Below are 26,721 nucleotides of genomic sequence, written 5' to 3'. Positions count from 1 at the left end.
GAACTCGCCCTGTGCGACGTCAAGATCGGTCGGCGCGAGCGCGACGAAGTCGCCATAACGCTTGCACAGACCGCTGATCTGGAGATTGATGGTTGCCATACAGGTCACTTCCTTGAACAAAAACTCAGCGCGCCGTCTCGAAGATGTCCAGTTGCCGGACGAGTTCCTCACGCAGTCGCGCTGTCAAATCAGGCGCCGAATTCACGAGCGGCGCCAGCACAAAGCCTCATGCTGAAACATGGACGAGCGAAAGCGCCGGGAACAATACCCGGCGCTTTCATTTGCGAATAGTGTCAGCTTCAGCCCAGCAACGCCTCGCGCGCACGCGCAAGCCGCGCCGCCGCTTCACCTATCTCGCCGATACCCGGCGCGGCGAACGACAGACGGAAAGCAGCGGCATCGATGTGATCGGCATAGAAGGCCTTGCCTGGCACGAACAGCACCTTCTGCGCAATCGCATGCTTCAGCAGTTCCGATGAATCGACACCGTCCATGCGCGCCCAGACGAACATCCCGCCTTCAGGCCGCTGGAATTGCAGCGCGCCCGCGAGCTGTGCATCGAGTGCATCGCACAGGGCCTCGCACTTGCGCCGATACTGCTCCGCGATGCGCGGCAAGTGTTCCGTCAGCGCGCCCTGGGCGAGATACGCGGCGGCGATCGCCTGCATCCACGGCGCGCTGCACAGATCGGCAGTCTGCTTGGCGACGGTGCAGCGCCGCACGATGTCCGCTGGCGCGACGGTCCAGCCAATCCGTATCCCCGGCGCCACCACCTTCGACAGACTGCCGAAGTACACGACGCGCTCACGTCCGCCGTCGATGTCCTGCGCCACCTTCAGCAGCGAAGGCAAGGCCTCGCCGGCAAAACGCAGGTCGGCATAAGGTTCATCTTCAACGATGATGAAGCCATGCTTCACCGCCAGTTCGACAAGCGCCTTGCGACGTTCGAGCGACAGCGTCGCGCCTGTCGGATTGGCGAACGTTGGCACGGTGTAGAGCAGCTTCGGCCGTCCCGCCTCGCCGCTTTCGAGCATCGCCGCGAGCCGTGCGACATCCAGCCCTTGCGCATCCACCGGCACCGTGACGATGCGCGCCTGCTGCATCTTCAGCGCCTGCAACGTGGCGGGATACGCGGGCTGCTCGGTGAGCACGGCATCGCCGGGGGCGACCAGCACGCGCAGCAACAGATCGAAGCCCTGTTGCGAGCCGGTCGTGACCATCAATTGATCCGCAGGCACCGTCACGCCGCGTTGCTGCATGAGCTGCGCGAGTGCGTCCTTGAGCTCGGGCAGGCCATCGGTGGGACCGTATTGCAGGCAGCGTGCGGGCTGCGTCCACGCTTGTGCGGCGGCGCGCTGCAAGCCGTCGGTATCGAACAGATCGCTCGCCGGATGGCCGCCCGCGAGCGAGATCATCCCCGGCTCGCCGAGATACTTGAACAACTCGCGGATCGGCGAGCCGCCGGGGTTCCGGAACGGCTCAGTGAAGTCGTACATCATGATGGCTCCGGAACGCGCGGCTCATTCGATCGAAAAGTCGATGCCCTGAGCCAGCGGCAACGCGGACGAATAGTTGACCGTGTTGGTGGCGCGGCGCATGTATCCCTTCCATGCGTCGGAGCCGGACTCGCGGCCGCCGCCGGTTTCCTTCTCGCCGCCGAACGCGCCGCCGATCTCCGCACCGCTCGGCCCGATGTTCACGTTGGCAATGCCGCAATCGCTGCCCGAATCCGAGAGGAAACGCTCGGCCTCGCGCAGATCGGTCGTGAACACGCACGACGACAGGCCATGCGACGCCGCATTGTTCGCTTCGATCGCCTCGCTGAATTCGCGGTACTTCATCACGTAGAGAATCGGCGCGAAGGTTTCCCTCAGCATCACCGCGGTCTGCGACGGCATCTCGACGATGGCCGGACGCACGTAGTAACCGTTCTCGCGGCCCGCCACGACATGACGCTCGCCGCCCGTCACCGTGCCGCCTTCGTCCTTCGCCCGTGCAAGCGCGGCCTGCATGCGCTCGAACGATTGCGCGTCGATCAGCGGACCCATCAGCGTGCCGGCCGTGAGCGGATCGCCGATGGCGACCTTGCTGTAAAGCGTTTTCAGACGCGCGACGGTCTGCTCATACACGCTTTCGTGCACGAACAGGCGGCGCAGCGTCGTGCAGCGCTGGCCCGCTGTGCCGACCGCCGAGAACAGGATGCCGCGCAGCGCGAGTTCGCTGTCGGCGGTGCCGGTCACGATGCCCGCGTTGTTGCCGCCGAGTTCGAGGATCGAGCGGCCGAAGCGCTTCGCCACTTCGATGCCAACCGTGCGGCCCATCTCCGTGCTGCCCGTCGCGCTGACGACCGACGAGCGCGGGTCCGCGACGAGTTGCGCACCGATCTCGCGGCCGCCGTTGATGACGCAGGTGAGGCCCTTGGGTGCGTCGCCGAATTCGGCGAGCGCGTCTTCGAGAATGCGGTCCACGGCAAGCGCGGTCAGCGGCGTCTTCTCCGACGGCTTCCAGATCACGGCATTGCCGCACACGAGCGCGAGCGCCGCGTTCCACGACCACACGGCCGCCGGGAAGTTGAACGCCGAGATCACGGTGCAGACGCCGAGCGGATGCCACGATTCCGCCATGCGATGGCCGGGACGCTCCGACGCGATGGTCAGGCCGTACAGCTGCCGCGAGAGACCGACCGCGAAGTCGCAGATGTCGATCATTTCCTGCACTTCGCCCATGCCTTCCTGAAGAATCTTGCCGGTCTCCAGGGTGATGATGCGTCCGAGCGCTTCCTTCTTCTCGCGCAGCTTGTTGCCGAGCAGGCGCACGAGTTCGCCGCGGCGCGGTGCGGGCACGTTGCGCCAGGCTTCGCTGGCGGTCTTCGCGGCGGCGAGCGCGGCATCGGCTTGCGCTTGCGTGTGGCTCTGCACATGGCCGACAACGGCGCCGTCGATCGGCGAGCGCACGACGATATCGCCTTCTTCGGCCAGACGCGCGATGCCCAGATCGGAAAGAATGGTGGAAGCTTTCAAGGATGGATCTCCAGTGGAACTGGCCCGATTGTGCGAGTGCGCGCAACCGGGCTCAAGCGAGTTAATTGCAGGACTTGATGCGCTTCACGCATCAAGCGAAGTGAGTTCGCGCTGTGGCGCAGCCTTGCGCGTGCCGTGTTGCAGCGCGCGTTGCAGCAGTTGCGCGACATGCAGCGTGTGCCGTTGCGCGCCGTGCGCGATCTGCTCGCGGCAACTGAAGCCGTTGGTGACGATCAGCGTGTCCTGCTGCGCCGCGCGCACGAGCGGCAACAGCTTGTCTTCGCCGATCTTCATCGAAAGCTCGTAATGGTCCGCGTTGAAGCCGAACGAACCGGCCATGCCGCAGCAGCCGGTATCGAGCAGCTTCCAGCGCACGCCGAGTCGACCGAGCAGCGCGGTTTCCTTCTTCATGCCGAACAGCGCCTTCTGGTGACAATGGCCGTGCAGCAGCACGTCGGCGTCGAGTGTCGGCCAGTCGAAGTCGGCATCGGCGACGAAGTCCGAGAACATGAAGGTCTGGCGCGCCAATTGATGCGCGAGCGGATCATCGGGAAGCTGCTTGACCAGTTCGTCACGGAACACCGACAGGCAGCCCGGCTCCAGACCAACCAAGGGCGTGCCCGCGCGGATCTCGTCGGCGAAGGTGTCGAGCACTTCGCGCAGCATCGCGCGCGCTTCGTCGAGCAAGCCGTAGTCGTACAGCGGACGGCCGCAGCACAGACGCTTCTTCGGCAGCACGACCTCATAGCCCAGCGCGGCCAGCACGTCGCTTGCGGCGTGCGCCACATCCGGCGTGAAGTGGTCGTTGAAGGTATCGACCCAGAAGAGCACCTTGCGCGTCGGCTTCGCGGCATTGCGATGGCCTTGCGCCGCCGCCGTCGCACGGAAGGTGCGCGGCGCGAACACCGGCAACGCGCGATCCTTCGCCACGCCGGCGATCCATTTGCTCACCGGCGCAAGCGGCCGGAACGAAGTCGCGAGATTGGCGAGCCACGGCGCGCGCGCGGCAAACGGCGCCCACTGCCCGATGCGCCCCATGAACCACGCCTGACGCGGACGCCGCCTGCGGGCATAGTGATGCGACAGGAATTCGGCCTTGTACGAGGCCATGTCGGTATGCGTCGGACAGTCGCTGCGGCAGCCCTTGCACGCAAGACACGTGTCCAGCGCTTCCTTGACTTCGACGCTGTCCCAGCCGTCCTTGATGACGTCGCCCTGCAGCATCTCCCACAGCAGATGCGCACGACCGCGCGTCGACTGGCGTTCCTCGCGGCTGCCGCGAAAGCTCGGGCACATCGTGCCGCCATCGAGCGAGCGGCACTTGCCCATGCCGATGCACCGCTCCACCGCGCGCTGCATGCCGTCGCCTTCGGGACTGCGGAAGGTGAGCTTCGTCTGCAACTGCACGGGCTTGTACGCGGGGCCCATGCGCAGGTTTTCGTCGGCGCGATAGGCGTTCACGACCTTGCCCGGATTCAGGCGCTGCGCCGGGTCCCAGATGGCCTTGAACTGCTCCATCGCCGAGATGATGTCGGGGCTGTACATGATCGGCAGGAACTCGGCCTTGGCCTGGCCGTCGCCATGTTCGCCCGACAGCGAGCCGCCGAATTCCACGACCAGTTCCGCCGCCTCGCGCAGGAAACGCCGCCATACCAGCACGCCTTCCGCGCTGCGCAGATCGAAGGTGATGCGCGCGTGCACGCAGCCATCGCCGAAATGGCCGTACAGGCAGGTCTCGTAGCCATGACGGTCCACAAGCGCCTGGAAGCGCCGCAGATAATCGCCGAGGCGCAGCGGATCCACCGCCGCATCCTCCCAGCCGATGATCGGGTCCGGCTTCGACGGATCCACCGACAACGCCACCGCCGACGCACCCGTCTCGCGGATCGACCAGATCAGCGCCTGCTTCGCCTTCTCCTCGACGACGAAACCGGTCACACCCTCGCCACCCGCGCCGGACAGGAAGAACGCGCGCGCTTCTTCGGCCTGCGCGCGAGCTTCGGCGGGCGTATCGGCGCCGAATTCGAGCACGACCCACGCGTCGCCTTCCGGCAGCAGCGCGATTTCATCGGTCTTGAGGCCACGCGCCTGCAGGCCGCGAATGATGCCGCGATCCAGCCCTTCGATAGCGATGGGACCAAAGCGCTCGAAATGCGCGACGCCATCCGCCGCGACGAAGATATCCGCGAAGCCGAGCACGAGGATCACGCGGCTCGCCGGACTGTGCACGAGCCGCACCTTCGCGCGCAGCGTCACCGCGCACGTGCCTTCCGTGCCCACCAGCGCCCGCGCGACGTTGAAGCCGTTCTCCGGCAGCAATTGATCGAGATTGAAGCCGGACACGCGGCGGCGGATCTGCGGAAACTCGCGGCGAATTGCGTCGGCATAGCGGTCGCGCAGATCGCGCAACTGCCGATAGATCTCGCCCTGCCGCCCGCCATCCGCGATGATGCGGTCGAGTTCATCGGGCGACGTCGGACCGGTCCAGAAGCGCGCGCCGTCATACGTGAGCACTTCCAGCGCTTCGACGTTCTCGGCGGTCTTGCCCGCCATCACCGAATGCGCGCCGCACGAGTTGTTGGCGATCATGCCGCCGAGCGTGCAGCGGCTGTGCGTCGCCGGGTCCGGACCGAACGTCAGGCCATGCGCGCCCGCCGCATCGCGCAGCGTGTCGCAGATCACGCCCGGCTCGACGATCGCCGTGCGCGCCTCGGGATCGATCGACACGACCCGGTTCACGTACTTGCTCGCGTCGGCCACCACCGCGACGTTCACGCACTGTCCGTTCTGCGACGTGCCGCCGCCGCGCGTCAGGAACGGCACGTCATGCTGACGGCACAGTTCGAGCGCGTGCGCGAGGTCATCGACATCGCGCGGCACCACGACGCCCAGCGGCACCTGCCGGTAATTGGACGCATCCGACGCATAGAGCGCCTTCGCGCCGGCATCGAAGCGCACTTCGCCGCGCAACGCGGCCGCGAGGCCGCGTTGCAGCGACTGCAACTGGGCGGCATCCGCCGCATACGGCTGCGCGCTCACCTTACTTCGCCGCGCTGGCCGTCATCTTGAAGATGCCTTGCGCATTGCCGGCATCGAAGCGCAGGTCGGTGACCCAGGCGCGGGCCGCACGGTCGAACTCGCGCTTGCGCGTGATGAATTCGTAGAACGAGCCCGGCACCTTGCGCGTGACCGTGTCGCCATTGGCGGTGCGGAACATGCGCTCGACCGTGTCCGCGCGATACGCCGTCTGGAACACGCGTCCGGAACGCGAGCGTTCGACTTCGGGCTTCATCGGACGGCCCTTGGCCTTTTCGTCGTCGGAGAGCTGGAACACGTCGGCGACGCGGTCGGTCGCGTGATTGAAGCCGTTGCCCTCGGTGGCGATCCACGCCATTTCCGCCGATTCTGCCAGCAGCAGTTCATAGTCGGCCAGCATGGGCAGGTCGTGCTGACGCTCGAATGCGCCGACGATCACCGGCAGCAGCTGGTGCGCCGCGTCAATGGGCAGCGAGCCGTCGCGCTCCAGTTCCGACAGTTGCGCCACCGCCAGCGGCGTGAGCGGATCGCGCGATGCGCCCACCACATTCGTCACGGCCTGCTGGAAGGTCTCCGAGAAACGCTCGGGATGCAGTTCGCTCACGAAGAACTGCGCGATCTCGTCGGGCGCGTCTTCATGGGCATAGGAACGGCCGGTCATGCCGAGCTTGTCGAGCGGATAGCGCCCGTTCAGCCGGAAGCCGAGCGGCCGGAGAATGCGGGTGAACGCGGCTTCGCCCGGCGGCAAGCCGCCGTTCTGCGGCCAGCGCACGGTGCGCAGCGCGCCGTGGTCGAAATACACGGAGCCGCCGTTGGCGATGGTTTCATCGGTATAAGTACGGCCGTTCGGCGAACGCGCGAGCAGGCCTTCGAAGAGCGCCATGTTCATCGCCTGGGCCAGTTCGGCGCGCGTGACGGTGCCGGGTTCCCAGTCGTTCAGGATCGAGGGGGCGTTCAGGGTCTTGAAGAGCAAGCCCGTCTTCTCGGAGCCGAGCAGACGCTCGAGCAGGCTTTCGATATTCGTATTTCGCATGGTCGCCTGGTATCGCGGTTGGACGTTGGCCGCGGGCCTTCACGCACGGTGGCGGAGCCGCAACGGCAAGGCCGCATTATTTTTAATCGTTGTGCCGCGCGTAAAGCGAGATTAAATTGTGACTTGATGAGTGTTTGGAATCACCATGCGCAAGTTCAAGATCCCCAACATGGGCGCGCTGCTCGCCTTCGAAGCCGCCGCGCGCCATGAAAGCTTCACGCACGCGGCCAAGGAACTGTTCCTCACGGAGAGCGCGATCTCCCGTCAGATCGCCACGCTCGAATCGAATCTCGGCGTGCGCCTGTTCGTGCGCGCCAAGCAACGCGTGGTGCTGACGCGCGCGGGCCGCATCTACGGCACGCAGGTGCGGCGCTCGCTCGAACAGCTGGACCGCGACACGCTCTCCATCATCGCGCACGGCAGCGGCGGCGGTTATCTGGAGCTGGCCGTGCTGCCCACGTTCGCGTCGCAGTGGCTGATTCCGCGCATCGGCGATTTCTACGCATGCGCGCCGGACGTGCGCGTCAACATGGGCGTGCGCACGGATGCGTTCTCCTTTGCCGAGTCGCACTTCGAAGCCGCCATTCACTATGGCAAGCCCACCTGGCCCGGCACCACGGCGGACTATCTGTTCGGCGAGGAAGTGGTGCCGGTGTGCAAGGCATCGCTGCTGGAGCGGCCCATCGGGCACGTGCATGAACTGCTCGCGTATCCGCTGCTGCACTCCACCACGCGGCCGGACGACTGGACCCGCTGGTTCGCGAGCCTCGGCGTGGAGGACGCGAGCACCATGCACGGCATGCGCTATGAGCTGCACACCATGGCGATCAGCGCGGCCGCAGCGGGCCTGGGCGTCGCGCTGGTGCCGAAGTTCCTGGTGAGCGGGCAGCTCGAACAGTTCGGGCTGATCGTGCCCTTCGAGGCGAGCATCAAGGCCGACTCCGCCTACTACCTCGTCTATCCGACCGAACTCAGCCATGGCAAGCCGCTGGAGAAGTTCCGCGAATGGCTGCTGAAGCAGGCCAGCGAATACACCGCCGACGACGACTGCAAGCCCGCAAGGTCTTGAGCATTTCGCATCATGTGGTGCTTTTATCTCGTTTGGCTAAGCGTTACGTCTGATCGATCATGAGTACACGCTGGCGAGGCGCGTCGAATGCGTCGAATGCGTCGAATGCGTCGAATGCGTCGAATGCGTCGAATGCGTTGATGAGGCGCGGCGAGCCGCCAGACCATCACTCTCGGGGCGCCGCGCGTGCATTGCCTGTGCGCGCGGCGCCCGTTTTCGCACCTCGGGGACCCACATGGCAAACGACCAAAAGAAACCTTCCACCGCTTCGCGCCGCGACTTCATCCGACTCGGCGTAGCCGGCGCGGCCGGACTTGCGATGCCTGCCATCTGGACCTCGGCGAAAGCCGCTTCGAAGCGCCTCGTGGTGCGCGACTCGGGCGGGGTCTACACCGACATCTACACCCGCACGCTGTACAAGCCGTTCCAGCAGGCGACGGGCATCGAAGTGGTGGGCGTGGCCTCGGGCGCTGAACCGACCGCGCAGATCAAGAGCATCGTCGAGACGGGCGCGAAGACCTGGGACATGGCCGAGTTGAGCTTCCCGGCCGTGTACCTTCTGTCGCGCAAGGACAAGGTCTATCTGGAGCCTGTCAATCTCGACGGCAACGCAGCCGTCGCGAAGATTCCCGCGCAGTTCCGCGACCAGTATGCAATCGGCCACAACGTCTACACGACGGTGATGACCTATCGCTCGGACGCCTTCAAGGGCGGCAAGACGCCCGCATCCTGGGCCGACCTGTGGGATGCCAAGGCGTTCCCAGGCCGCCGCGCGCTGCGCAAGTTCCCGTTCGACACCATCGAAGAAGCGCTGATGGCCGCCGGCACGCCGCCGAGCAGCGTCTATCCGTGCGATCTGGACAAGGCGTTCAAGAGCCTCGACCGCGTGAAGCCGAACATCGACATCTGGTGGACCACGGGCGCGCAGTGCGAGCAGTTGCTCAAGTCGGGCGAAGTGGCGATGGCGTCGAGCTGGCTGGCGCGCGTGCTGCCCGCCATCGATGCGGGCGCGCCGCTCGCGATTGCCTGGGACGGTCACATCTACGGTCCGCAAGGGTTCGGCATCATGAAGGGCGGCGACAATGTCGATGCCTGCCGCCAGTTCGTCGCGTTCTGCGCGGACCCGAAGCGCCAGGCGGAAGTCGCGAGCGCGCTGGCGGTCGGGCCGACGCATCCGGACGCGTTCCAGTACATTGATGCGAAGCGCGCGAAGAACCTGCCGACCTTCCCGGACAATCTGAAGCGCGGCGTGCGTATCGACCCGTCGTACTGGCCGGCGCATCAGGATGTCGCGATCGAGCGTTTCAACGACTGGGTGCTGCGCTAACCCGCGTCGAACCATCACGATGCAATGAGTCTTTTCTATTCTTCAACGCAGGGCTTCGCCAACGTCGCCGATTACCGTGAGGCCGCGCGACGGCGGCTGGCGAAGATCGCCTTCGACTATCTCGACGGCGGCGCCGAAGACGGCCATACGCTGGCGCGCAACCGCGCCGCGTTTGCCGATGTGCATTTCGCCCCGCGCGCGATGGTCGATGTCTCGCACGTCTCGCCGGCCGCGCAGTTGTTCGGCTACGCGTCCGCCGCGCCGATGGTCGTCGGGCCGACCGGACTGAACGGCCTGTTCTGGCCCAAGGCCGATGAAACGCTGGCCCGCGCTGCTGCCGCGCGCGGCGTGCCGTTCGCGCTGTCGAGCGCGTCCACGTCGTTGCTCGAAGACGTGCGCGCCGCCGCGCCGGACGGCGAGCTGTGGATGCAGCTGTACGTGCAGAAGGATCGCCGGATCGCCGAGAGCATCATGCGGCGCGCGTCGGAAGCGGGCTACACGACGCTGCTCGTCACGGTGGACACGCCCGTGCATGGCCGCCGCGATCACGATATTCACAACAACTACCGCCTGCCGCTGCCGATCACGCCGAAGCTGATCCTCGATCTGCTGCGGCATCCGCACTGGGCGTTGCAGATGGCGCGCCAGGGCACGCCGCAACTCGTCAACCTGGCCCGCAGTCTCGGCGAAGCGCCCGATCTGCAACGTCAGGCGGCCGCGCTGGCGCGCCAGATGGATCTGTCGCTGGCGTGGTCGGACATCGCGTGGCTGCGCAAGCACTGGAACGGGCCGCTGCTCGTCAAGGGCATCCTGACTGTCGATGACGCGCGTCTCGCGCAGCAGCACGGCGCGGACGGCATCGTGCTGTCGAATCATGGCGGCCGCCAGCTGGAAGGCGCGCATGCGCCGCTCGACGTGCTGCCCGCCGTGGCCGATGCGGTCGGCGATGCGCTGCATGTCTACCTCGATTCGGGCGTGCGGCGCGGCGCCGACGTGGTCAAGGCCGTGGCGCTCGGCGCGCGCGGCGTGCTGCTCGGCCGCGCGCCGCTGTATGGCCTCGCGGCACGCGGCGATGCGGGCGTCGCGCACGTGCTGTCGCTGCTGTTCGATGAAATCGTGACGACCATGACGCTGCTCGGCAGCCCCGGCATCGACACGCTGCCCGAGCGCATCTCGGGCGCGCGGCCCGGCACTGCGGCTGCGACCGGCAAACCCAACGTCACTGTCATACCCAAGCTGGTCCAATCATGAATCTGATCGAATCGCTGCTGCATATCGTGGGGCCGAAGGGCCTCGTGGACCTCGCCGACGCCGAACCGATGCTCACCGACTGGCGCGGCCGCTATCACGGGAAGGCGCGCGCCGTGGTCAAGCCCGCGGACACCGCGCAGGTCGCGCAGGTGATGCAACTGTGCGCGGAGCTTGGCGTGAGCGTGGTGCCGCAAGGCGGCAACACCGGCCTCGTGGGCGGCGCGACGCCGTCCGAAGCGGGCGACAGCATCATCGTCAGCCTCGCGCGCATGAGCAAGATCCGCGAGATCGACACGCGCAACGACACGCTCACCGTCGAAGCCGGCTGCACGCTGCAACAGATCCAGGAAACGGCGGCGTCGGTGGACCGGCTGTTTCCGCTGTCGCTCGCGAGCGAAGGCTCGTGCCAGATCGGCGGCAATATCTCGACCAACGCGGGCGGCACCGCCGTGCTGCGCTACGGCAACATGCGCGCGCTGGTGCTCGGCCTCGAAGCGGTGCTGCCGGACGGCCGCGTCTGGGACGGCCTGCGCGGCCTGCGCAAGGACAACACCGGCTACGACATGAAGCAGATGTTCATCGGCGCAGAAGGCACGCTCGGCGTGGTGACCGCTGCCGTGCTCAAGCTGTTCCCCGCGCTGCGTTCGCATGCCACGGCATGGGTCGCGCTCGATTCCGCCGATGCCGCCATCGAACTGCTGTCGCGTTGCCGCGCCACCTGCGGCGACGCGCTGACTTCGTTTGAACTGATGTCGCGCAGCCAGCTCGACGTGGTCTATCAGGAAGTGCCCGACACGCGCGATCCGCTCGACGGCCGGTCGCCGTGGGTGCTGATGATCGAACTCGCCGATGCCGCGCACGACGCGCCGTTGCAGGCGATGCTCGAAGACGTGATCGGCGCGGCGCTCGAGGAAGGCATCGCGCTGGATGCCGCGCTGCCCGCGAGCGAAGCGCAGGCCGCGGCGTTGTGGCATATCCGGCATATCGTGTCCGAGGCCAACGTGCGCTTCGGTACGAGCGTCACGCACGATATTTCGTTGCCCATCTCGCAGATTCCCGCGTGCCTCGCGCAGACCGAAGTCAGGCTGAACGAAGCGGGACTGGTGGAAGGCGCGCGCTTTCTCTATGTCGGGCACGTGGGCGACGGCAACATTCACTCGATCGTGCTGTTCCCGCATTCGGTATGGGCGAAGGTCGAGGACCGCGACGCTCGCGTCGATGCGATCGGCAAGATCGTCAACGACGCCGCCGTGGAGTTCGGCGGCAGCATCAGCGCGGAGCATGGCATCGGCCGCGCGCATCGCGATGAACTCTCGCACTACAAGAGCGCGGTTGAACTCGACATGATGCGCGCCGTGAAGCGCGCGCTCGATCCGGATGGCCGGATGAATCCCGGCAAGCTGCTCTGACGCGCGCTGCTGTTCAAGGCTTTCACAGGACTCTCACCGATGACACTCGAAGTCTCCGCCCTCAAGGGCATGTACCCCGCTTTCCCGACGCCGTTCACGGCGGATGGCGCAATCGATACGGAACGTCTGCATGCACTGGTCGATACGCTGATCGCCAATGGCGCGACCGGCCTCGTGCCGGTGGGCGGCACCGGCGAATATACGGCGCTCTCGCCGGCTGAACGCACGCTGGTCGTGCGCGCGACCGTGGAAGCGGCGCGTGGCCGCGTGCCGGTGGTCGCGGGCGTGGTGTCGCCGGGCTATGCGGAAGCGCTCGATGCCGGCCAGGCTTTCGTCGATGCGGGCGCGGCGGCGCTGCTGCTGGTTACGCCGTTCTACGTCACGCCGAGCGACGCTGGCGTGAGAGCATATTTCCAGCGCTATCGCGATGCGGCGGGCGTGCCGCTGCTGCTGTACGACATCCCGGCGCGCACGCGTTATGCAACGCCGCCCGCCACCATCGCCTCGATGGCGAAGGAAGATGGCACGATCATCGGCATGAAGGCGTGCAACACGGATCTCAATGCGTTTGCGCGGACGGTGGCGCTGGCGGGCAAGGACATGGCGATCCTCAGCGGCGACGACCTGCTGTATGTGCATCACGTGCTGCTGGGCGCGGTGGGCGGCATTCTGACGTCGGCGAGTTTGTTGCCGAAGGCGTGGGCGCGGATTCATGCGAGTGCCGCAAATGGTGATGCGGCGACCGCGCTGCGTGAACATGCAATGCTTGCACCGATGCTCGATGCGATCTTCAGCGAGACCAATCCGGGTCCGGCGAAGAAGGCGTTTGAACTGCTCGGCGATGGCTTGGGGCCGGTGAGATTGCCGCTCGTGGAACCGGCGGCGGCGACGGTGGCGCGGATGAAGGAGGCGCTGGCGGGGTTGCCGAAAGGGTGGTTGCCGTAGGCGCATCAATCTGACACCCTCCAAATAAAACGGGCCCGGTTCATCGAACCGGGCCCGTTGCTTTTACTGCTGGTGCAAGACGCGGCGCTCAAGCCGCCCGCTTCTCCCCCGCCCCCAGCGCCGGAAACTCCGCCACGAGTTCCGCGAACACCGCATGCACGATCTCCACGCCCGTCGCGACCTCCCCGCGCGCCGCCAGACGCTCGAACATCTGATGCTTCAAAAAGAAGCGCCAGCCGATGGACACCGACTCCAGGTATTCGCACAGCACCGCATAGCGCTCGCGCGTCCACACGGCTTCATGCGCGCGACGGTTCGGACCGTAGTCGAAGAAGCCATCGTCGAGCTTCCGCTCCGTGCCCATCCCGGCACGCAGCGCAGCGGTAGCCTGCACATCCAGCGCGCCATTCGCGATCACCACGCCATACAACTCACGAGCCTGCTGCGCCGACACATGACCACGCCGGACATCGCGTTCCACTGCTTCGGCCGCACGCAGCGTCGGCGCGCCGTAACCGCCGCCGCCATTGCCTTCGAGCCGGATCACATCGCCCGGCTCGCAGGCTACCAGGTCCGTGTTGCCGAGCACTTGCTCGCGCGCCGTGCCCGGATTGCGCTTGAACACCGACGTGCGACCCGCCATGCCGCCCTTGATGCCCCACGAGCCAAACAGCGTGCGGTCGCGATTGCGCGCCGTGATCAGCGTGTTCGGTGCGAAGACCTTGAACTCCATCGCGATGGCCAACCCGCCGCGATACTGACCCGCCCCGCCGCTGTCGCCGACGAGGCCGTATTCGAGAATACGGATCGGCACTTCGGCTTCGTTGATCTCCACCGGCGTGTTGCGCAGGAACGCCATGTTCGCGCCTGACGCATCCGAGCCGTCGCCGGCCGATGCACCGCCCGCACCGCCCATCACCGGACCCAGCGAAGCCATGATGGTGCGGCCCGCCGTGTCGGTGGTCTTGACGTTGAGCAGACACACGCTCGACGCCGGGCAGGCCGGCATGCGCTCCGGCAGCGCCTGCGCGAACGCGCCGAACACCGCCGCCTGCACGACCACGCACGTCAGCGTACGCATGCCCACCGCGGCGGGCGGCACCGGATTCAGCACGCTGCCGAGCGGCATCTCGCAGGTCGCGATACGCAACATCCCCGCGTTGAGCAGGATGTCCGGGTTCAGCGAATACAGCACGTAATTGAGCGCGACCAGCAACAGCGCGTGACGCGGATGATTCCCGGTCGGCACGTTCATCGACGACGTCAGTTGCGGATCGCTGCCGGAAAAGTCGAAGCCGAGCAGGCCGTCATCGACGGTCAGCGTCAGTGCAATGCGCATCGGCTTGCCGCCGACGGCGTCTTCATCGACGTAATCGGCGAAGAAGTACTTGCCATCCGGAATCGTGCGCGCCACCGCGCGCGCCTGGCTCTCCGAGTAATCGAGCAACTGGCCAATGCCCGCCTTGAACGCCTCGACGCCAAAGCGCTCGACGATCTCCAGCACGCGCCGCTCGCCCGTCGTCAGACACGCGATCTGCGCCTTCAAGTCGCCGATGTTCTGATCCGGCGCGCGCACGTTTGCCATCATCCACGACAGCAGCGTCTCGTTGACCACGCCGCCGTCCACCACGCGCGTCGGCGGAAAGCGGATGCCTTCCTGATGGATCTCCGTCAGCGTGCGCGACAGCGATGCCGGCACGGCGCCGCCCATGTCGGTGTTATGAATGTGCCCCGACACGAAGCAGATGATCTCGCCTTCGTAGAACACCGGCTTCCACATCACCACGTCCGGCGTGTGCGTCGCCACGTAACCGCTGTACGGATCGTTGGTCATGCACACGTCGCCGGGCTTGTAGTCCGTGAACGAACGGATCACCGGACCGTAATCCAGACCGACATACCACGTCGCGCCAAAGGTGCGCGGCGACGCGAAGGTCAGGCCGTCCACGCTCGCCAGTGCACACGAGAAGTCCTCGGTTTCCTTCACGAAGGTCGAGTGCGCGGTACGCACCAGCGTATAAGCCATGCTCTCGGCCGCCGCGACGCAGTAGTTCGCGAAGATCTGCAGTTCCGATTTATCGAATTTCATGATCGGTCTTCAATGTTGAGTTGCGCGATTCGTCAGAACCAGATTGCCGAACGGATCGACGGTGACCGAGAAGCCCGGCAGCACGCAGGTGGTTGCATCGTCTTGCGAGACCACTGCCGGGCCTTCGAACGCCTGGCCCGCGCGCAGATCGGCACGGCGATACAGCGGAATGCGGCGCGCTTCGTCGTCCATCCACACGTCGATCTCGCGCACCGGCACCGGCGCCGCATCGCTCGTCGCGATGCGTTCGAGCTCGGGCTTCGGCGTCGGCGATGAAATCACCAGCCGCAGCGCCACCAGCTGAATGCCCGCGTGATCGTCGCTGTGGCCATACAGGCGACGATGTTCGCGATGGAACGCTTCGCGCACTGCGGCGAGATCGCCGGACGCGATCGTGGCGGCATCGAGCGCCGTCTCGATCTCGAACGATTGCCCGCGATAGCGCATGTCCGCCGTCATGACGATCGACACGCCCTCCGAGTGACCGATCTGCGCCGTCATCCAGTCGCGCGCCTGCTTCTCCAGTTCGCGGGCATCGTTCGCGAGGAGCGCGAGCGTCGCCTCGTTCAGCTCGTAGTAGGTCGTCTTGACGAAGTCGTTCTTGATGTCCGCGATCAGTCCGCCCAGCGCGCTCAGCACGCCCGGCGTGACCGGCACGGTGACATCCGGCATGTTCAGCGCGCGCGCCAGATAGCACGCGAGCATCGGGCCGGCGCCGCCGAACGGCAGCAGCGTGAAGGTGCGCGGGTCGATGCCGAAGCGCGACACGAGCCGGCTCGTGCCCGCATACATGCTCGACGTGGACACGCGGATGATGGCTTCCGCCGTCTGCTCGACGCTCTTGCCGAGCCGCCCGGCGAGCGTGCCGATTGCGCGGCGCGCGGCCTCGCGATCCAGCGACACCGAGTTGTACCCGAGGTCCGATTGCCCGAGCACGCCCATCACGGCGAAGGCGTCGGTGATGGTCGGCTGTTCGCCACCGCGTCCGTAGCAGACCGGACCCGGATTCGAACCTGCGCTGTGCGGGCCGACCTTCAACACGCCGAAGTCGTCCACCCACGCGATGGACCCGCCGCCGTCACCAATCGACGACACCGACACCGACGGAATATGAATCTGGAATTCGCCGATGTATTCGCCGGTCGCGTACTGCGGCTTGCCGTCGACGATCAGCGCGACGTCCGCCGTCGTGCCGCCGATATCGAGGCTCATGCAGTTGCGAATGCCGCACTGGTTCGCGATATACGCCGCACCGATCACGCCCGACGCCGTGCCCGACAGGATCATCTGCGCGCAGTTGCTTTTGCCGTTCTCGGCGCTCATCACGCCGCCGTTCGACTTGGTCACCTTCAGCTCGGCGGGCACGCCGGCTTCAGCGAGCGCAGCTTGCAGGCGCGTCAGATAGTCCGCGACCTTCGGCTGCACATAGCCGCTGATGATCGCGGTGGAGGTGCGCTCGTATTCGCGGATGATCGGCCACACTTCATGCGAGCACGACACGAACAGCTCTGGATAGTGCTTCGCGATCAGCGCCTTCACGTCCTTTTCATGCTGCGGATTGCGATACGAATGCAGCAGCGACACCACGACACCTTCGCAATCCGAGCGGCGAATGCCTTCGATGGCAGCAAGCACGCTGGCTTTGTCGATCGGCGCTTCCTCCCTGCCGTCCGCCGCAAGCCGGCCCTTCACGCCGAACACGCGGTCGCGCGGAATCAGCGGATCCGGCCGGCGCGACAGCAGGTGATACATGTCGGGGATCTTCAGGCGCGCAATGTCCAGCACGTCCTCGAACTTCTCCGTGGTGATGAGGGCGAGACGCAGGCCGCGCCGCTGCACCACCGCGTTGACGCCGACCGTCGTGCCGTGCGTGAAGTACGCGACATCGCGCGCCTCGATGCCATAGCGCTCGATCAACCCGGCCATGCCCGCCAGCACTTCGCTGCCGGGACTGTCGGGACGCGAGAACACCTTCAGCGTGCGGATACTGCGCGTGTCGTCGTCCAGCACCGCGAAATCGGTGAAGGAACCGCCGATATCGACTCCAATTCTCAGGCTCATGAACTCAATCCTCTGTTGCGGTCAGCGACCGATCTGCTTGTTCCACATCTCGACCCATTGCGGCGTCTTCTGCGAGATCACGTCGAACGGCAGCCACATCGAGTCGTTGTCCTGCGGCACGCGCGGCGCCACTTTCTCCGAGTACTTGACGTTCTTGTTCGAGGCCGAATACTGGATCAGGTTGGCGAAGCAGCTCTGCCCTTCCGCCGACGCCACCACGTTCATGAACTGGAAGCCGAGCGGCGAACCGTTCTTGACCTTCTGCACCATGGTCGGGAACGCGACCGCGCCCGGCTTCGGATTCAGATAGCCGATGTCCGGATTGCTCGCGTCATGCTCGGCCCAGGCGCGGCCGTCGAAGTACATGGCCATGTCGATATCGCCCGACTTGAGCGCCACCAGCGGCGAATTCGGTTCGCTGTAGAAGGTCACGTTGCCGCTCTTCTGCATCTTCTTGATCTCGTCGAGACCCGGCTGCACGTTGTCGAGACTGCCGCCGTACACCATCGCGAACAAGCCGATCAAGCCCTGCGCCGTGCCCACATAGGCGATGCCGGGCAGCGCCGCGTGCCACTTGCCGGCGTTGGTGCCGTCGACGAATTCCTTCCACGTCTTCGGCGGATTCGGCACGGCCTTCTTGCTGTACATCAGGCCGAAGTCGCCGAACGCGATGGGAAAGCCGTAGCCCTTGCCGTACGCGAGCATGTTCGGCTTGATGTCTTTCAGGTTCGGCACGTTCTTTTCGTCGATCGGCTCCACCAGGCCTTTCTGGCGGGCGATCTCGCCGCTGTCCACGAGGCCGATCATCACGTCGATGGGCGGATGCGCCGTGTTCGCCGCAATCTGGTTGATCCACTGCATCGGGCTGCCGAGAATCACGTCGACCGACTTGCCGGTCTGCTTCTCGAAGGGCTGCACGAAGCACTTGCGATAAGCCTGTTCCCATGCACCGCCGTAAGCGGTGACGGTCAGGTCGGCGGCGTGCGCGGTCAGCGCGGCGGCGGAAAGCGAGATCGCCAGCCCAGTGGCGCGCACAGCATGTGAGACGTTCATTCAGGCTCCGTAGCAGGTGAGGTGGTGTGGCGCTGGCTTCATTGCGTCGTCAACGCGCGCAGGCCGTAGGTTTTTTCGACGATCAACAGCAGGACAATGGTGATCGCCATCTGCACCGTGCTGATCGCGGCGATGGCGGGATCGAACTGGTTTTGCAGGTACGACAGCATCACGACCGGCAGCGTCGTGACGTTGGCCGTGCCGAAGAAATACGAAACGCCGAGGTTGTCGAGCGACACGAGAATGGAGAACAGCGCGCCCGCGAAGATGCCCGGTGCGATCAGCGGCAAGGTCACGTGGCGGAAGGTCTGCCAGCGATCCGCGCCGAGCACCGAGGCCGCTTCCAGATAGGACGCGTGCGTGTTCTTGTAGGTGGCGAGCGTGGTGCGCATCACGTAGGGTACGGACACGACCGTATGCGCGATCAGCAGCGCGAGGAACGACACTCCAATGCCGATGTTCGACAGGAAGTACAGCAGCGACAGCCCGATCACCAGCGCGGGAATGGCGATGGGCGCGAGCAGGAAGGTGGTCAAGGCTGTCGCCACGCGGCCGCTGCTGCGGCCCACGCCGATCGCCGCAGGCACGGCGATCAGGATCGCGATGAACGACGAGCTGAGCGCGAGGTAGAGACTCGTCAACAGCGAATCGACGAACGGGCGGTATTCCCACAAGCGGTGATACCAGCGCAGCGACAAGCCGCCGAGCGGCACGGCAAGCGATTCGTCCGGCGAGAACGACACCAGCACCACCACCACGATCGGCGCGATGAGCGCGATGAAGAACAGCACAGTAAAGACGACGAGCGAACCGGCGCCGGCGCGCGCGGCCATTCTGTCGAGGGTTCCGGCGCGCATCATCGTGCGTCTCCGTTGCGTCCGGCGACGCGCAACTGGACATACAGGCACGCAAGCACGATGACGAGCAGCAGGTTGCCCATCGCGCTGGCGAAGCCGAGATCCTGGGTGAGCGAGAACTGCTGGAAGATCAGCAGCGGAAGCGTGACCACGCTGCCGTCGCCGAGCAGCAACTGCGTCACGAAGCTGCCGCTCGTGAGCATGAAGACCAGCACACAGCCCGTGAGAATGCCTTCCATCGCGAGCGGCAAGGTGACGAGCAGAAATGTGCGCGCCGCGCCCGCGCCGAGAATGCGCGCCGACTCTTCGAGACGCCGGTCCACGCCGCGCAGCACCGGCACGATGGAAAGCACCATGAACGGCACCATCACGTGCACGATGCCGATATATACGCCAAGCGGTCCGCCCAGCACGCGCAGCGGCCGTTCGATCAGATGCAGCCACATCAGCAGGTCATTGAACGGACCGTGTCGCGCGAACAGCACGCGCCAGCCGAACGTGCGCATGATGATCGACGTGAGCAGCGGCGCGATCAGCAGGAACAGCATCGGCATCGCGAGGCGTCCCGCGCGGCGCACCATGAAGTGCGCGATCGGATAGCCGAGCGCGAGACACAGCAGCGTCGCGATGAAGCTCACCTTGATGGTCTCGACGATCACGCCACGGTAGTACGGATCGACGAACAGCTTCTCGTAGTTCGACCACGGACTTGTCTGCGACGGCGCAGCCTGCGCGTCGAGTCCGAGGCTGCGCAGCGCGTTGCCGATCAGCGGAAACGCGAAGAACACAATCAGCAGCACGAGAGCGGGCGCGCACAGCAGCGCGATGCGCAGCGCGGCCTCGCGGGCGCGCCGCTGTCCTTGCGGCGCGGCGGCGGATGCGGTGGCGGCGGGCGTGGACATCAGCGCGCTCCTTCGCTCGCCAGCGGCCCGGTCTGCGTGACCGGCGCGATGCTCGCATCCGGCGCGGCGGCGGGCGCGCCGTCCGGTTCGAGCACGACCACGTCGTGCGGGGCGAAGGACACCGTCACCGCCTGGCCGCGCGCATGGCCCGCGTGATCGGTGGAGAACGCCTGTTCGTAGGCGTAGATGCGCGGGCCGAGGCCCGGCACGTCGATCTCATAGGAATGTTGCGAGCCGCGAAACACGTGCTGCACGATCTGTCCGCGCAGGCGGATATGGCCTTCCTTGGGCGCATCAATGGCGATCTTCTCGGGTCGCAGCGCCACTTCCAGCGTGCCGGGCAAGTCGCCCTGCAACGCGCGCGGCAGGTCCAGCGTCATCTCGACCGGAGCGTTGCCGGATTCGGGCAGCGTGGCCACGGTCATCGACTGCACGCTGCGCGCGCTGACGCGGCACGCGAACACGTTCGCCGTGCCCAGGAATTCCGCGACGAAGCGGTTGCGCGGCCGGTCGTAGACTTCACGCGGCGCGCCGCTTTGCAGGATGCGCCCGTGACTCATGACGACGACGCGGTCGCTCATCGTCATCGCTTCTTCCTGATCGTGCGTGACCATCACGCTCGTGATGCCGAGTTCCTGCTGCATGCGGCGGATCTCGAACTGCATGCCTTCGCGGAGGTTCTTGTCGAGCGCGCCGAGCGGTTCGTCGAGCAGCAGCACCGAGGGATCATTGACGATGGCGCGCGCCAGCGCGACGCGCTGCTGCTGGCCGCCCGACAATTGGCTGATGCGGCGATCGCCATACTGCGGCAGGCGAATCAGATCGAGCATGCGCGTCACCTGCGCCGCGATCTGCGCCTTCTTCGCGCCCGCCATGCGCAGCCCGAAGCCGATGTTCTCGCCCACCGTCATGTGCGGGAACAGGCTGTAGTTCTGGAACACCATGCCGAGACCGCGCTTGTTCGGCGGCAATGCGGAGACGTCGGCGCCGTCGATGCGCACGCTGCCCGTATCGGGAAACTCGAAGCCCGCGATCAGCCGCAGCGTGGTCGTCTTGCCGCACCCCGACGGCCCGAGCAGCGAAACCAGTTCGCCCGGTTCCACGGCGAGCGTCAGCGTGTCGAGTGCCTGAACGCCGCCGTAGCGCTTGCTGACGCCTTCGAGGACGAGGCTCTTCGAACCGGTTCTCGCGGCGCCTGCCGCCGGATGCGCCGTAGCGCGACTAGGGTGATTCATGCGAGCTCCCAGGTGCCTGATCGGGGTGATGCGATTCAAATAAGGGCGTTGCGCGGGATGTTGCGGTTCGGCTAGGCGGACAGCGCCTTCATCTCCTGATCGAGCGCATGGATCAGCCGCTCGAGCTGGCGATGCAGCCATTCGGCTTCATGGCCGGCGAAGAACGTGTCGAGGAAAATGCCGCGCATCGACGAGAGCAGGAACGGCAGCAGTTCGGTCAGTGCGCGCTTCGTGTCGGCCCTGAGCGACGGGTTCGCCTCGACCACGCGGTACATGCGTTCGCGCGTGCGCGTCCGGTGCTCGATGAGCGCCTCATGCAGCGCCTGATCCGGCCGCAATCCGATGTTGATTTCCCAGACCGCCCAATAGCGGCGGCTGCCGTACAGCGCCCACAGCGACGTGACGATGCCGCGCGCCGCGCCGTCGCCACGGCTCGCCGGATCGCGCAACTGGCGAAACAGCGCGAGCGCTTCTTCGGTGAGTTCGTCGAGCACCGCGAACAGCAGGCTCTCCTTGGTGGGGAAGTGGTGATGCAGCGCGCCGGTGGTCACGCCCGCATGCTCGGCGATGGCCGAGGTTGTCGCGCGGGCAAAGCCGAGGTCGCTCAGGATCGCGATGGCCGAGCGCACCAGCGCAGCCCGCGCGAGCGCGGTGCGGTCGGCCTGCGTGCGCCTTTTCGCGACGGTCGTCGTCATGGCCGGTCTCCGTTCTGGCGTCGTGCAGATACCATCTGCTCGGTATGTAAGTGAGGGTGGTTTCGCGCGAACGAGCGCGCGCAGCCGGCGCCGGCGGGCCCTGGCGAGCTCCGGCGGCGTCGTGTTGAAAGTATTCTGGCGAGGAAAGAAACGCGTGTAGCGTGAGAAATAATCAAGACTTCATGCCGGAGGGGCATCAAGTCGGGATCATCGCTACAGGGGTGAGGAGGGTTTGCGGCTTCAGTTGACGAGTGCTGCGACCAGTTCCGGCACGACCGTGAACAAATCGCCAACGAGACCGTAATCGGCCACGCTGAAGATCGGCGCTTCCGCGTCCTTGTTGATCGCGACGATCACCTTGCTGTCCTTCATGCCCGCCAAGTGCTGGATCGCACCCGAAATGCCGACCGCCACGTACAGCTGCGGCGCGACGATCTTGCCCGTCTGGCCCACCTGGAAGTCGTTCGGCACGTAGCCGGCATCGACCGCCGCGCGCGATGCGCCCAACGCCGCGCCCAGCTTGTCCGCCAGCGGCTCGAGCGTCTTCGTGTAGTTCTCGCCGCTGCCGAGACCACGGCCGCCCGACACGATGATGTGCGCGCTCGTCAGTTCCGGACGGTCCAGCTTCGTCACTTCGCGGCTCACGAACTGCGAGATGCCTGCATCGGCGGCGGCTTCGATCTTCTCGACTGCTGCACTGCCGCCTTCTGCTGCGACTGGATCGAAGCCGGTTGCGCGCACCGTGATGACCTTGATCGGATCGCTCGACTGCACCGTCGCGATGGCATTGCCCGCGTAGATTGGACGCTCGAAGGTGTCGGCGCTGTCGACGGCCGTGATGTCGCTGATCTGCGCGACGTCGAGATGCGCTGCGATCCGCGGCGCGATGTTCTTGCCGTAGGCCGTGGCCGGAGCCAGGATGTGCGAATAATCCTTCGCGATGTTCAGCACCGTGCCTTCGACGTTTTCCGCGAGGCCGTCGGCAAGTTGAGGCGCATCGGCGAGCAACACCTTCGTTACGCCCGCGATCTTCGCTGCGGCGTCGGCTGCGCCTTGCGCGTTCGAACCCGCGACCAGCACATGCACGTCGCCGCCGATTTTAGTTGCAGCCGCAACCGTATTGAGCGTCGCTGCCTTGATCGACGCGTTGTCGTGTTCCGCAATTACCAGAATCGTCATGTTCAGATCACCTTCGCTTCGTTCTTCAGCTTCTCGACCAGGGTCTTTACGTCGGGCACCGCGATACCGGCGCTGCGCTTCGGCGGCTCGACGACCTTCAGCGTCTTCAACCGCGGCGCAACATCGACGCCGAGTTCGGCAGGCGTCATCGTGCTCAACGGCTTCTTCTTCGCCTTCATGATGTTCGGCAGCGTGACGTAACGCGGCTCGTTCAGGCGCAAGTCCGTCGTGATGACTGCCGGCAGCTTCAGCGACAGCGTTTCCGCACCGCCATCCACTTCGCGCGAGACAGAAGCGCGGCCATCGGCGATCACGACTTTCGAGGCGAACGTCGCTTGCGGCAATCCCGCCAAGGCAGCGAGCATCTGACCGGTCTGATTCGAATCGTCATCGATAGCCTGCTTGCCGAGAATGACGAGCTCAGGCTTTTCCTGATCGACCAACGCCTTCAGGATCTTCGCGACGGCGAGCGGCTGAAGCTCTTCCGCCGTCTCCACCAGCACCGCGCGATCCGCACCGATGGCAAGCGCCGTGCGCAAGGTTTCCTGACACTGCGTCACACCGCACGACACGGCGATCACTTCAGTCGCGATGCCCGCTTCCTTCAGACGCACTGCTTCCTCAACGGCGATTTCATCGAACGGGTTCATCGACATCTTCACGTTGGCGAGTTCCACGCCCGTGTTGTCCGACTTCACGCGCACCTTCACGTTGTAATCCACCACGCGTTTGACGGTTACGATAACTTTCATAAGCTTGAGATGAGAGTGAAATTATCTTTACTGCGCGCCCAGTTCGCGGGCCAGTTCATCCGAGCGCGCCTGTGCCGCACGCACGCCGCGCCCGATTTCTTCCTTGATGCCGGACTGTTCGAACGAGGCCAACGCGGCCGCCGTCGTGCCGCCCTTCGACGTCACCCGCTCGCGCAACACTGCCGCCGTTTCATCCGACTGCCGCGCCAGCGCCGATGCACCGAAGAACGTCTCCAGCGCCAGCGTGCGCGCCTGCCCGGCATCGAGCCCGGCGCTTTCGCCCGCAGCGATCAATGATTCGATGAAATAGAACACGTAGGCCGGCCCGCTTCCCGACACTGCCGTGACCGCATCGAGTTGTGCTTCGTGCTCGACCCACAGCGTAGCGCCCACCGAACTCATGACGGCATTCGCCTGCTCGCGCATGTCGGGCGTCACGTCTGGCGCCGCGTGCAGTCCCGTCATGCCCATGCCGATCAACGCGGGCGTGTTCGGCATCGACCGGACGATGGCCGCGTAGCCGCCGAGCCAACGCGAGATATCCGCGATGCGCACGCCCGCCGCGACGCTGATGACGAGTTGCCGCTTGAGCAACGGAGCAAGCGCGGCGCACACCTTCTCCAGAATTTGCGGCTTCACGGCGAGCACGACTGCATCGACGCCTTCCGCCGATGCAAGGCGCTCCGCCGTAGCGACACCCAGTTCCTGCGCGGCTGCTTGCCGCTTGCTTTCGTCGGGATCGACGGCCAGCAGGTCATGCGGGGTTGCGCCTCGTCGAATGAGTCCGCCCATCAGAGCCGAAGCGAGATTACCTGCGCCGATGAAGGCGATTTTCATATCGTTTTCCTGAGTTAAGCATCTTTGATTGAACTACAATCGAAGCCATCGGAATACAATCATTGGCCCCATGCCCAAGGCATCATCCACGTCTGCGCGCAGCACGCGCGAAGCATCCGGCGAGCGCTCTTCGCTGTTCGTCGGTTCCGCTGAAAAGACCTTCCGTGTGCTGCACGCCTTCGACGGTCCGAACCGGCAGATGACGCTTGCAGATCTCGCCAAGGCTTCGTCGCTGGACCGCAGCGCCGCGCAACGCATCGTTCATACGCTCGAAGCGCTCGGCTATCTGGCGCGTGTGCCTGAAACGCGCGACTACCGTCTCACGACCAAGGTCCTGCAGTTTTCGTATAACTACATCCGCGCCAACGAGCTGATCGATAAAGCCTCGCCTTATTTGCTCGACATCAGCCGTCATCTCGGCGAAACCACGAACCTGCACGAGATCGACGGCAATGAGATCGTGTTTGTCGCGCGCTTTCCCGGCCGCCATCTCTTCAACGTGGATATCGCGCTGGGCGCGCGTCTTCCCGCGCTTTATACGGCGTCCGGCATCGCCATTCTTTCGCGTCTTCCCGAGAAGCAGCTGAAGGCCGTCATGTCGCGCACACCGCTCGAACGCATGACGCCCTATACCGAAACCGATCAGAAGAAGCTGCTCGAACGCGTGCATCAGGCATCGCGCCGGGGCTATAGCGTCATCGAGAATGAAACCGTGCTGGGCGACATCGCCGTGGCCGCGCCGATCACCGATCATGACGGCACCGCTGTGGCCGCCGTCAACATCTCGGTGCCCACCACGCGCTGGACCATCGAGCGTGTCGAGGCGGAACTGGTCAAGCACGTACAGGTCGCCGCGACCTCCATCTCGAAGTCGCGGCTGCCGATGTCGCGCCGCTGATCAGCGCCCTTCGAAGATCGCCAGCTGCTTCTTCAGCTCGGCGCGCAGGTTGCCCGACAGCGTGTCGTCGGCACGAACCAGCGGCGCGAGCATGTCCGGCGCATTCACGCCGATCAGGTCCATGACCGACTTCATCGGGCCCGGATTGGTTTCGGCGAACGCGAGGTTCATCAGCGGGATCAGCGAGCGATGCATCGCGAGCGCTTCCTGCGTCTTGCCTGCGCTGGCGAGTTCGAAGATACGGCGCCATGCCGTCGGCAACAGCGACGCCGTCACGACGATACCGCCCCGCGCCCCCGCCGCCACGTGGAGCGGGAACAAGGTGTCTTCACCGCTCAACACCGCGAAGGAATCATCGACGCCCGCGACTACGCGCAGGAAGTGATACATGTCGGTGTTGCACGCCTTCATGCCGATGATGCGTTCATGCTTCGACAACTCATGAATGACCTCGGGCGCAATCGCGATACGCGTGCGGTACGGGATTTCGTACAGCAGGATGGGCACCGGGGATTCGTCGGCGTAGCGCAGGAAGTAATCGCGGATGCCGGCCTGCGTCGGGTTCGTGTAATACGGCGTCAGCACGAGCAAGGCGTCGGCGCCGGCGGCGGCGAAGTCCTTCGCGGCTTTCATTGCATCGTGATATCCCGGATCGAGCACGCCGGCGATCACCGGAATGCGGCCCGCTGCTTCGCGCGCGGTCAGGTCGACCATGCGCACGCGCTGCTCGCTCGACAGCGCGCCGTATTCGCCCGTGCCGCCCAGCGGCAGTACGCCGTCGATGCCCTGTTCGAGCAGATAGCGCAGCAAGGCGCGGGTGGCATCGACGTGGATGGTATCGTCCGGATTCACCGGCGTGGGAATCGCGGGCAGGATGCCATGCAAGGATTGAGACGTCAGCGACATACGATTTTCTCTAAATTTGAATGGCTCAGGATGCCGTGCTTCGACGACGCAAGCGGTCGGCAATGGAAATCAGAATGGAGATGAACACGAACAGCAGCGTCGAGACAGCGGCGATCACCGGCGAGATCTGCATCGTGGTCTCGTCCCAGAACTGCTTGGGCAGCGTC

21 protein-coding genes are annotated in these 26,721 nt (G+C 65.4%); 6 read left to right on the top strand and 15 right to left on the bottom strand.

Features of this window, described 5'->3' with window-relative positions; genetic code table 11:
* Positions 1 to 299: 299 nt before the first annotated feature.
* From QCE64_RS35945 to QCE64_RS35930, 4 genes are all read right to left on the bottom strand, one after another.
* A complete protein-coding gene (locus tag QCE64_RS35945) occupies positions 300 to 1,496 on the bottom strand; it encodes a PLP-dependent aminotransferase family protein (RefSeq protein ID WP_310009089.1) in 1,197 nt (398 codons plus the stop codon).
* Positions 1,497 to 1,520: 24 nt separating this feature from the next.
* Positions 1,521 to 3,020 (bottom strand): aldehyde dehydrogenase family protein, encoded by a 1,500-nt coding sequence (locus QCE64_RS35940; protein WP_310009088.1) that lies wholly within the window; start codon positions 3,018 to 3,020, stop codon positions 1,521 to 1,523.
* 84 nt (positions 3,021 to 3,104) lie between these two features.
* Positions 3,105 to 6,059 carry an FAD-linked oxidase C-terminal domain-containing protein gene (locus QCE64_RS35935; RefSeq protein WP_310009087.1) on the bottom strand — a complete coding sequence of 985 codons (2,955 nt, stop codon included), beginning with the start codon at positions 6,057 to 6,059 and terminating at the stop codon, positions 3,105 to 3,107.
* A gap of 1 nt (position 6,060) precedes the next feature.
* Entirely contained in the window at positions 6,061 to 7,089 is a 1,029-nt protein-coding gene (locus QCE64_RS35930) for a DUF1338 domain-containing protein (protein WP_310009085.1), read from the bottom strand.
* Between the two features lie 145 nt (positions 7,090 to 7,234).
* On the opposite strand from QCE64_RS35930, the gene QCE64_RS35925 reads away from it, so the two are divergent.
* From QCE64_RS35925 to dapA (QCE64_RS35905), 5 genes are all read left to right on the top strand, one after another.
* Positions 7,235 to 8,158 carry a LysR family transcriptional regulator gene (locus QCE64_RS35925; protein WP_310009083.1) on the top strand — a complete coding sequence of 308 codons (924 nt, stop codon included), beginning with the start codon at positions 7,235 to 7,237 and terminating at the stop codon, positions 8,156 to 8,158.
* Between the two features lie 235 nt (positions 8,159 to 8,393).
* On the top strand, positions 8,394 to 9,485 hold the full coding sequence (locus tag QCE64_RS35920; RefSeq protein ID WP_250462503.1) for an ABC transporter substrate-binding protein: 1,092 nt from the start codon (positions 8,394 to 8,396) through the stop codon (positions 9,483 to 9,485).
* 24 nt (positions 9,486 to 9,509) lie between these two features.
* Positions 9,510 to 10,736 carry an alpha-hydroxy acid oxidase gene (locus QCE64_RS35915; protein WP_309936063.1) on the top strand — a complete coding sequence of 409 codons (1,227 nt, stop codon included), beginning with the start codon at positions 9,510 to 9,512 and terminating at the stop codon, positions 10,734 to 10,736.
* A complete protein-coding gene (locus QCE64_RS35910) occupies positions 10,733 to 12,145 on the top strand; it encodes an FAD-binding oxidoreductase (protein WP_310009081.1) in 1,413 nt (470 codons plus the stop codon). Before QCE64_RS35915 ends, QCE64_RS35910 begins: the two co-directional genes overlap by 4 nt.
* Before the next feature lie 39 nt (positions 12,146 to 12,184).
* Positions 12,185 to 13,090, top strand: a complete 906-nt coding sequence (dapA, locus tag QCE64_RS35905; protein WP_310009079.1) for a 4-hydroxy-tetrahydrodipicolinate synthase — start codon at positions 12,185 to 12,187, stop codon at positions 13,088 to 13,090.
* An 88-nt stretch (positions 13,091 to 13,178) separates the two neighbouring features.
* Here the strand turns inward: dapA (QCE64_RS35905) and QCE64_RS35900 are convergent, their stop codons facing one another.
* The 10 genes from QCE64_RS35900 to proC form a co-directional block, all read right to left on the bottom strand.
* Entirely contained in the window at positions 13,179 to 15,179 is a 2,001-nt protein-coding gene (locus tag QCE64_RS35900) for a hydantoinase B/oxoprolinase family protein (protein WP_310009077.1), read from the bottom strand.
* Between the two features lie 9 nt (positions 15,180 to 15,188).
* Complete coding sequence (locus QCE64_RS35895; RefSeq protein ID WP_309927921.1) at positions 15,189 to 17,240, bottom strand: hydantoinase/oxoprolinase family protein; 2,052 nt, start codon at positions 17,238 to 17,240, stop codon at positions 15,189 to 15,191.
* Positions 17,241 to 17,261: 21 nt separating this feature from the next.
* Positions 17,262 to 18,293, bottom strand: a complete 1,032-nt coding sequence (locus QCE64_RS35890) for an extracellular solute-binding protein (protein WP_310009075.1) — start codon at positions 18,291 to 18,293, stop codon at positions 17,262 to 17,264.
* A gap of 38 nt (positions 18,294 to 18,331) precedes the next feature.
* Positions 18,332 to 19,153, bottom strand: a complete 822-nt coding sequence (locus QCE64_RS35885; RefSeq protein ID WP_309927924.1) for an ABC transporter permease — start codon at positions 19,151 to 19,153, stop codon at positions 18,332 to 18,334.
* Positions 19,150 to 20,052 (bottom strand): ABC transporter permease, encoded by a 903-nt coding sequence (locus QCE64_RS35880; RefSeq protein ID WP_309927926.1) that lies wholly within the window; start codon positions 20,050 to 20,052, stop codon positions 19,150 to 19,152. The genes QCE64_RS35885 and QCE64_RS35880 overlap by 4 nt, the downstream gene beginning before the upstream one ends.
* Positions 20,052 to 21,287 carry an ABC transporter ATP-binding protein gene (locus QCE64_RS35875; protein ID WP_310009073.1) on the bottom strand — a complete coding sequence of 412 codons (1,236 nt, stop codon included), beginning with the start codon at positions 21,285 to 21,287 and terminating at the stop codon, positions 20,052 to 20,054. Before QCE64_RS35875 ends, QCE64_RS35880 begins: the two co-directional genes overlap by 1 nt.
* Positions 21,288 to 21,358: 71 nt before the next feature.
* Entirely contained in the window at positions 21,359 to 21,982 is a 624-nt protein-coding gene (locus QCE64_RS35870; protein WP_309839769.1) for a helix-turn-helix domain-containing protein, read from the bottom strand.
* Positions 21,983 to 22,222: 240 nt separating this feature from the next.
* On the bottom strand, positions 22,223 to 23,161 hold the full coding sequence (locus QCE64_RS35865) for an FAD-binding protein (protein ID WP_310009071.1): 939 nt from the start codon (positions 23,159 to 23,161) through the stop codon (positions 22,223 to 22,225).
* A 2-nt stretch (positions 23,162 to 23,163) separates the two neighbouring features.
* Positions 23,164 to 23,913, bottom strand: coding sequence for an electron transfer flavoprotein subunit beta/FixA family protein (locus QCE64_RS35860; protein WP_250510644.1), 750 nt, complete (start codon positions 23,911 to 23,913; stop codon positions 23,164 to 23,166).
* A gap of 27 nt (positions 23,914 to 23,940) precedes the next feature.
* A complete protein-coding gene (gene proC, locus QCE64_RS35855; RefSeq protein ID WP_310009068.1) occupies positions 23,941 to 24,750 on the bottom strand; it encodes a pyrroline-5-carboxylate reductase in 810 nt (269 codons plus the stop codon).
* 70 nt (positions 24,751 to 24,820) lie between these two features.
* Here proC and QCE64_RS35850 point away from each other — a divergent pair, with 70 nt between their 5' ends.
* Positions 24,821 to 25,648 carry an IclR family transcriptional regulator gene (locus tag QCE64_RS35850; RefSeq protein WP_250510646.1) on the top strand — a complete coding sequence of 276 codons (828 nt, stop codon included), beginning with the start codon at positions 24,821 to 24,823 and terminating at the stop codon, positions 25,646 to 25,648.
* On the opposite strand, the gene dapA (QCE64_RS35845) is transcribed toward QCE64_RS35850, so the two are convergent.
* Positions 25,649 to 26,554 (bottom strand): 4-hydroxy-tetrahydrodipicolinate synthase, encoded by a 906-nt coding sequence (gene dapA, locus QCE64_RS35845; protein WP_310009065.1) that lies wholly within the window; start codon positions 26,552 to 26,554, stop codon positions 25,649 to 25,651.
* Positions 26,555 to 26,721 lie beyond the last annotated feature (167 nt).

Source organism: Caballeronia sp. LZ043 (genome assembly GCF_031451075.1).
In the GTDB taxonomy this organism is placed as follows: domain Bacteria; phylum Pseudomonadota; class Gammaproteobacteria; order Burkholderiales; family Burkholderiaceae; genus Caballeronia.
This window is presented reverse-complemented; position numbering and strand designations above follow the sequence as displayed.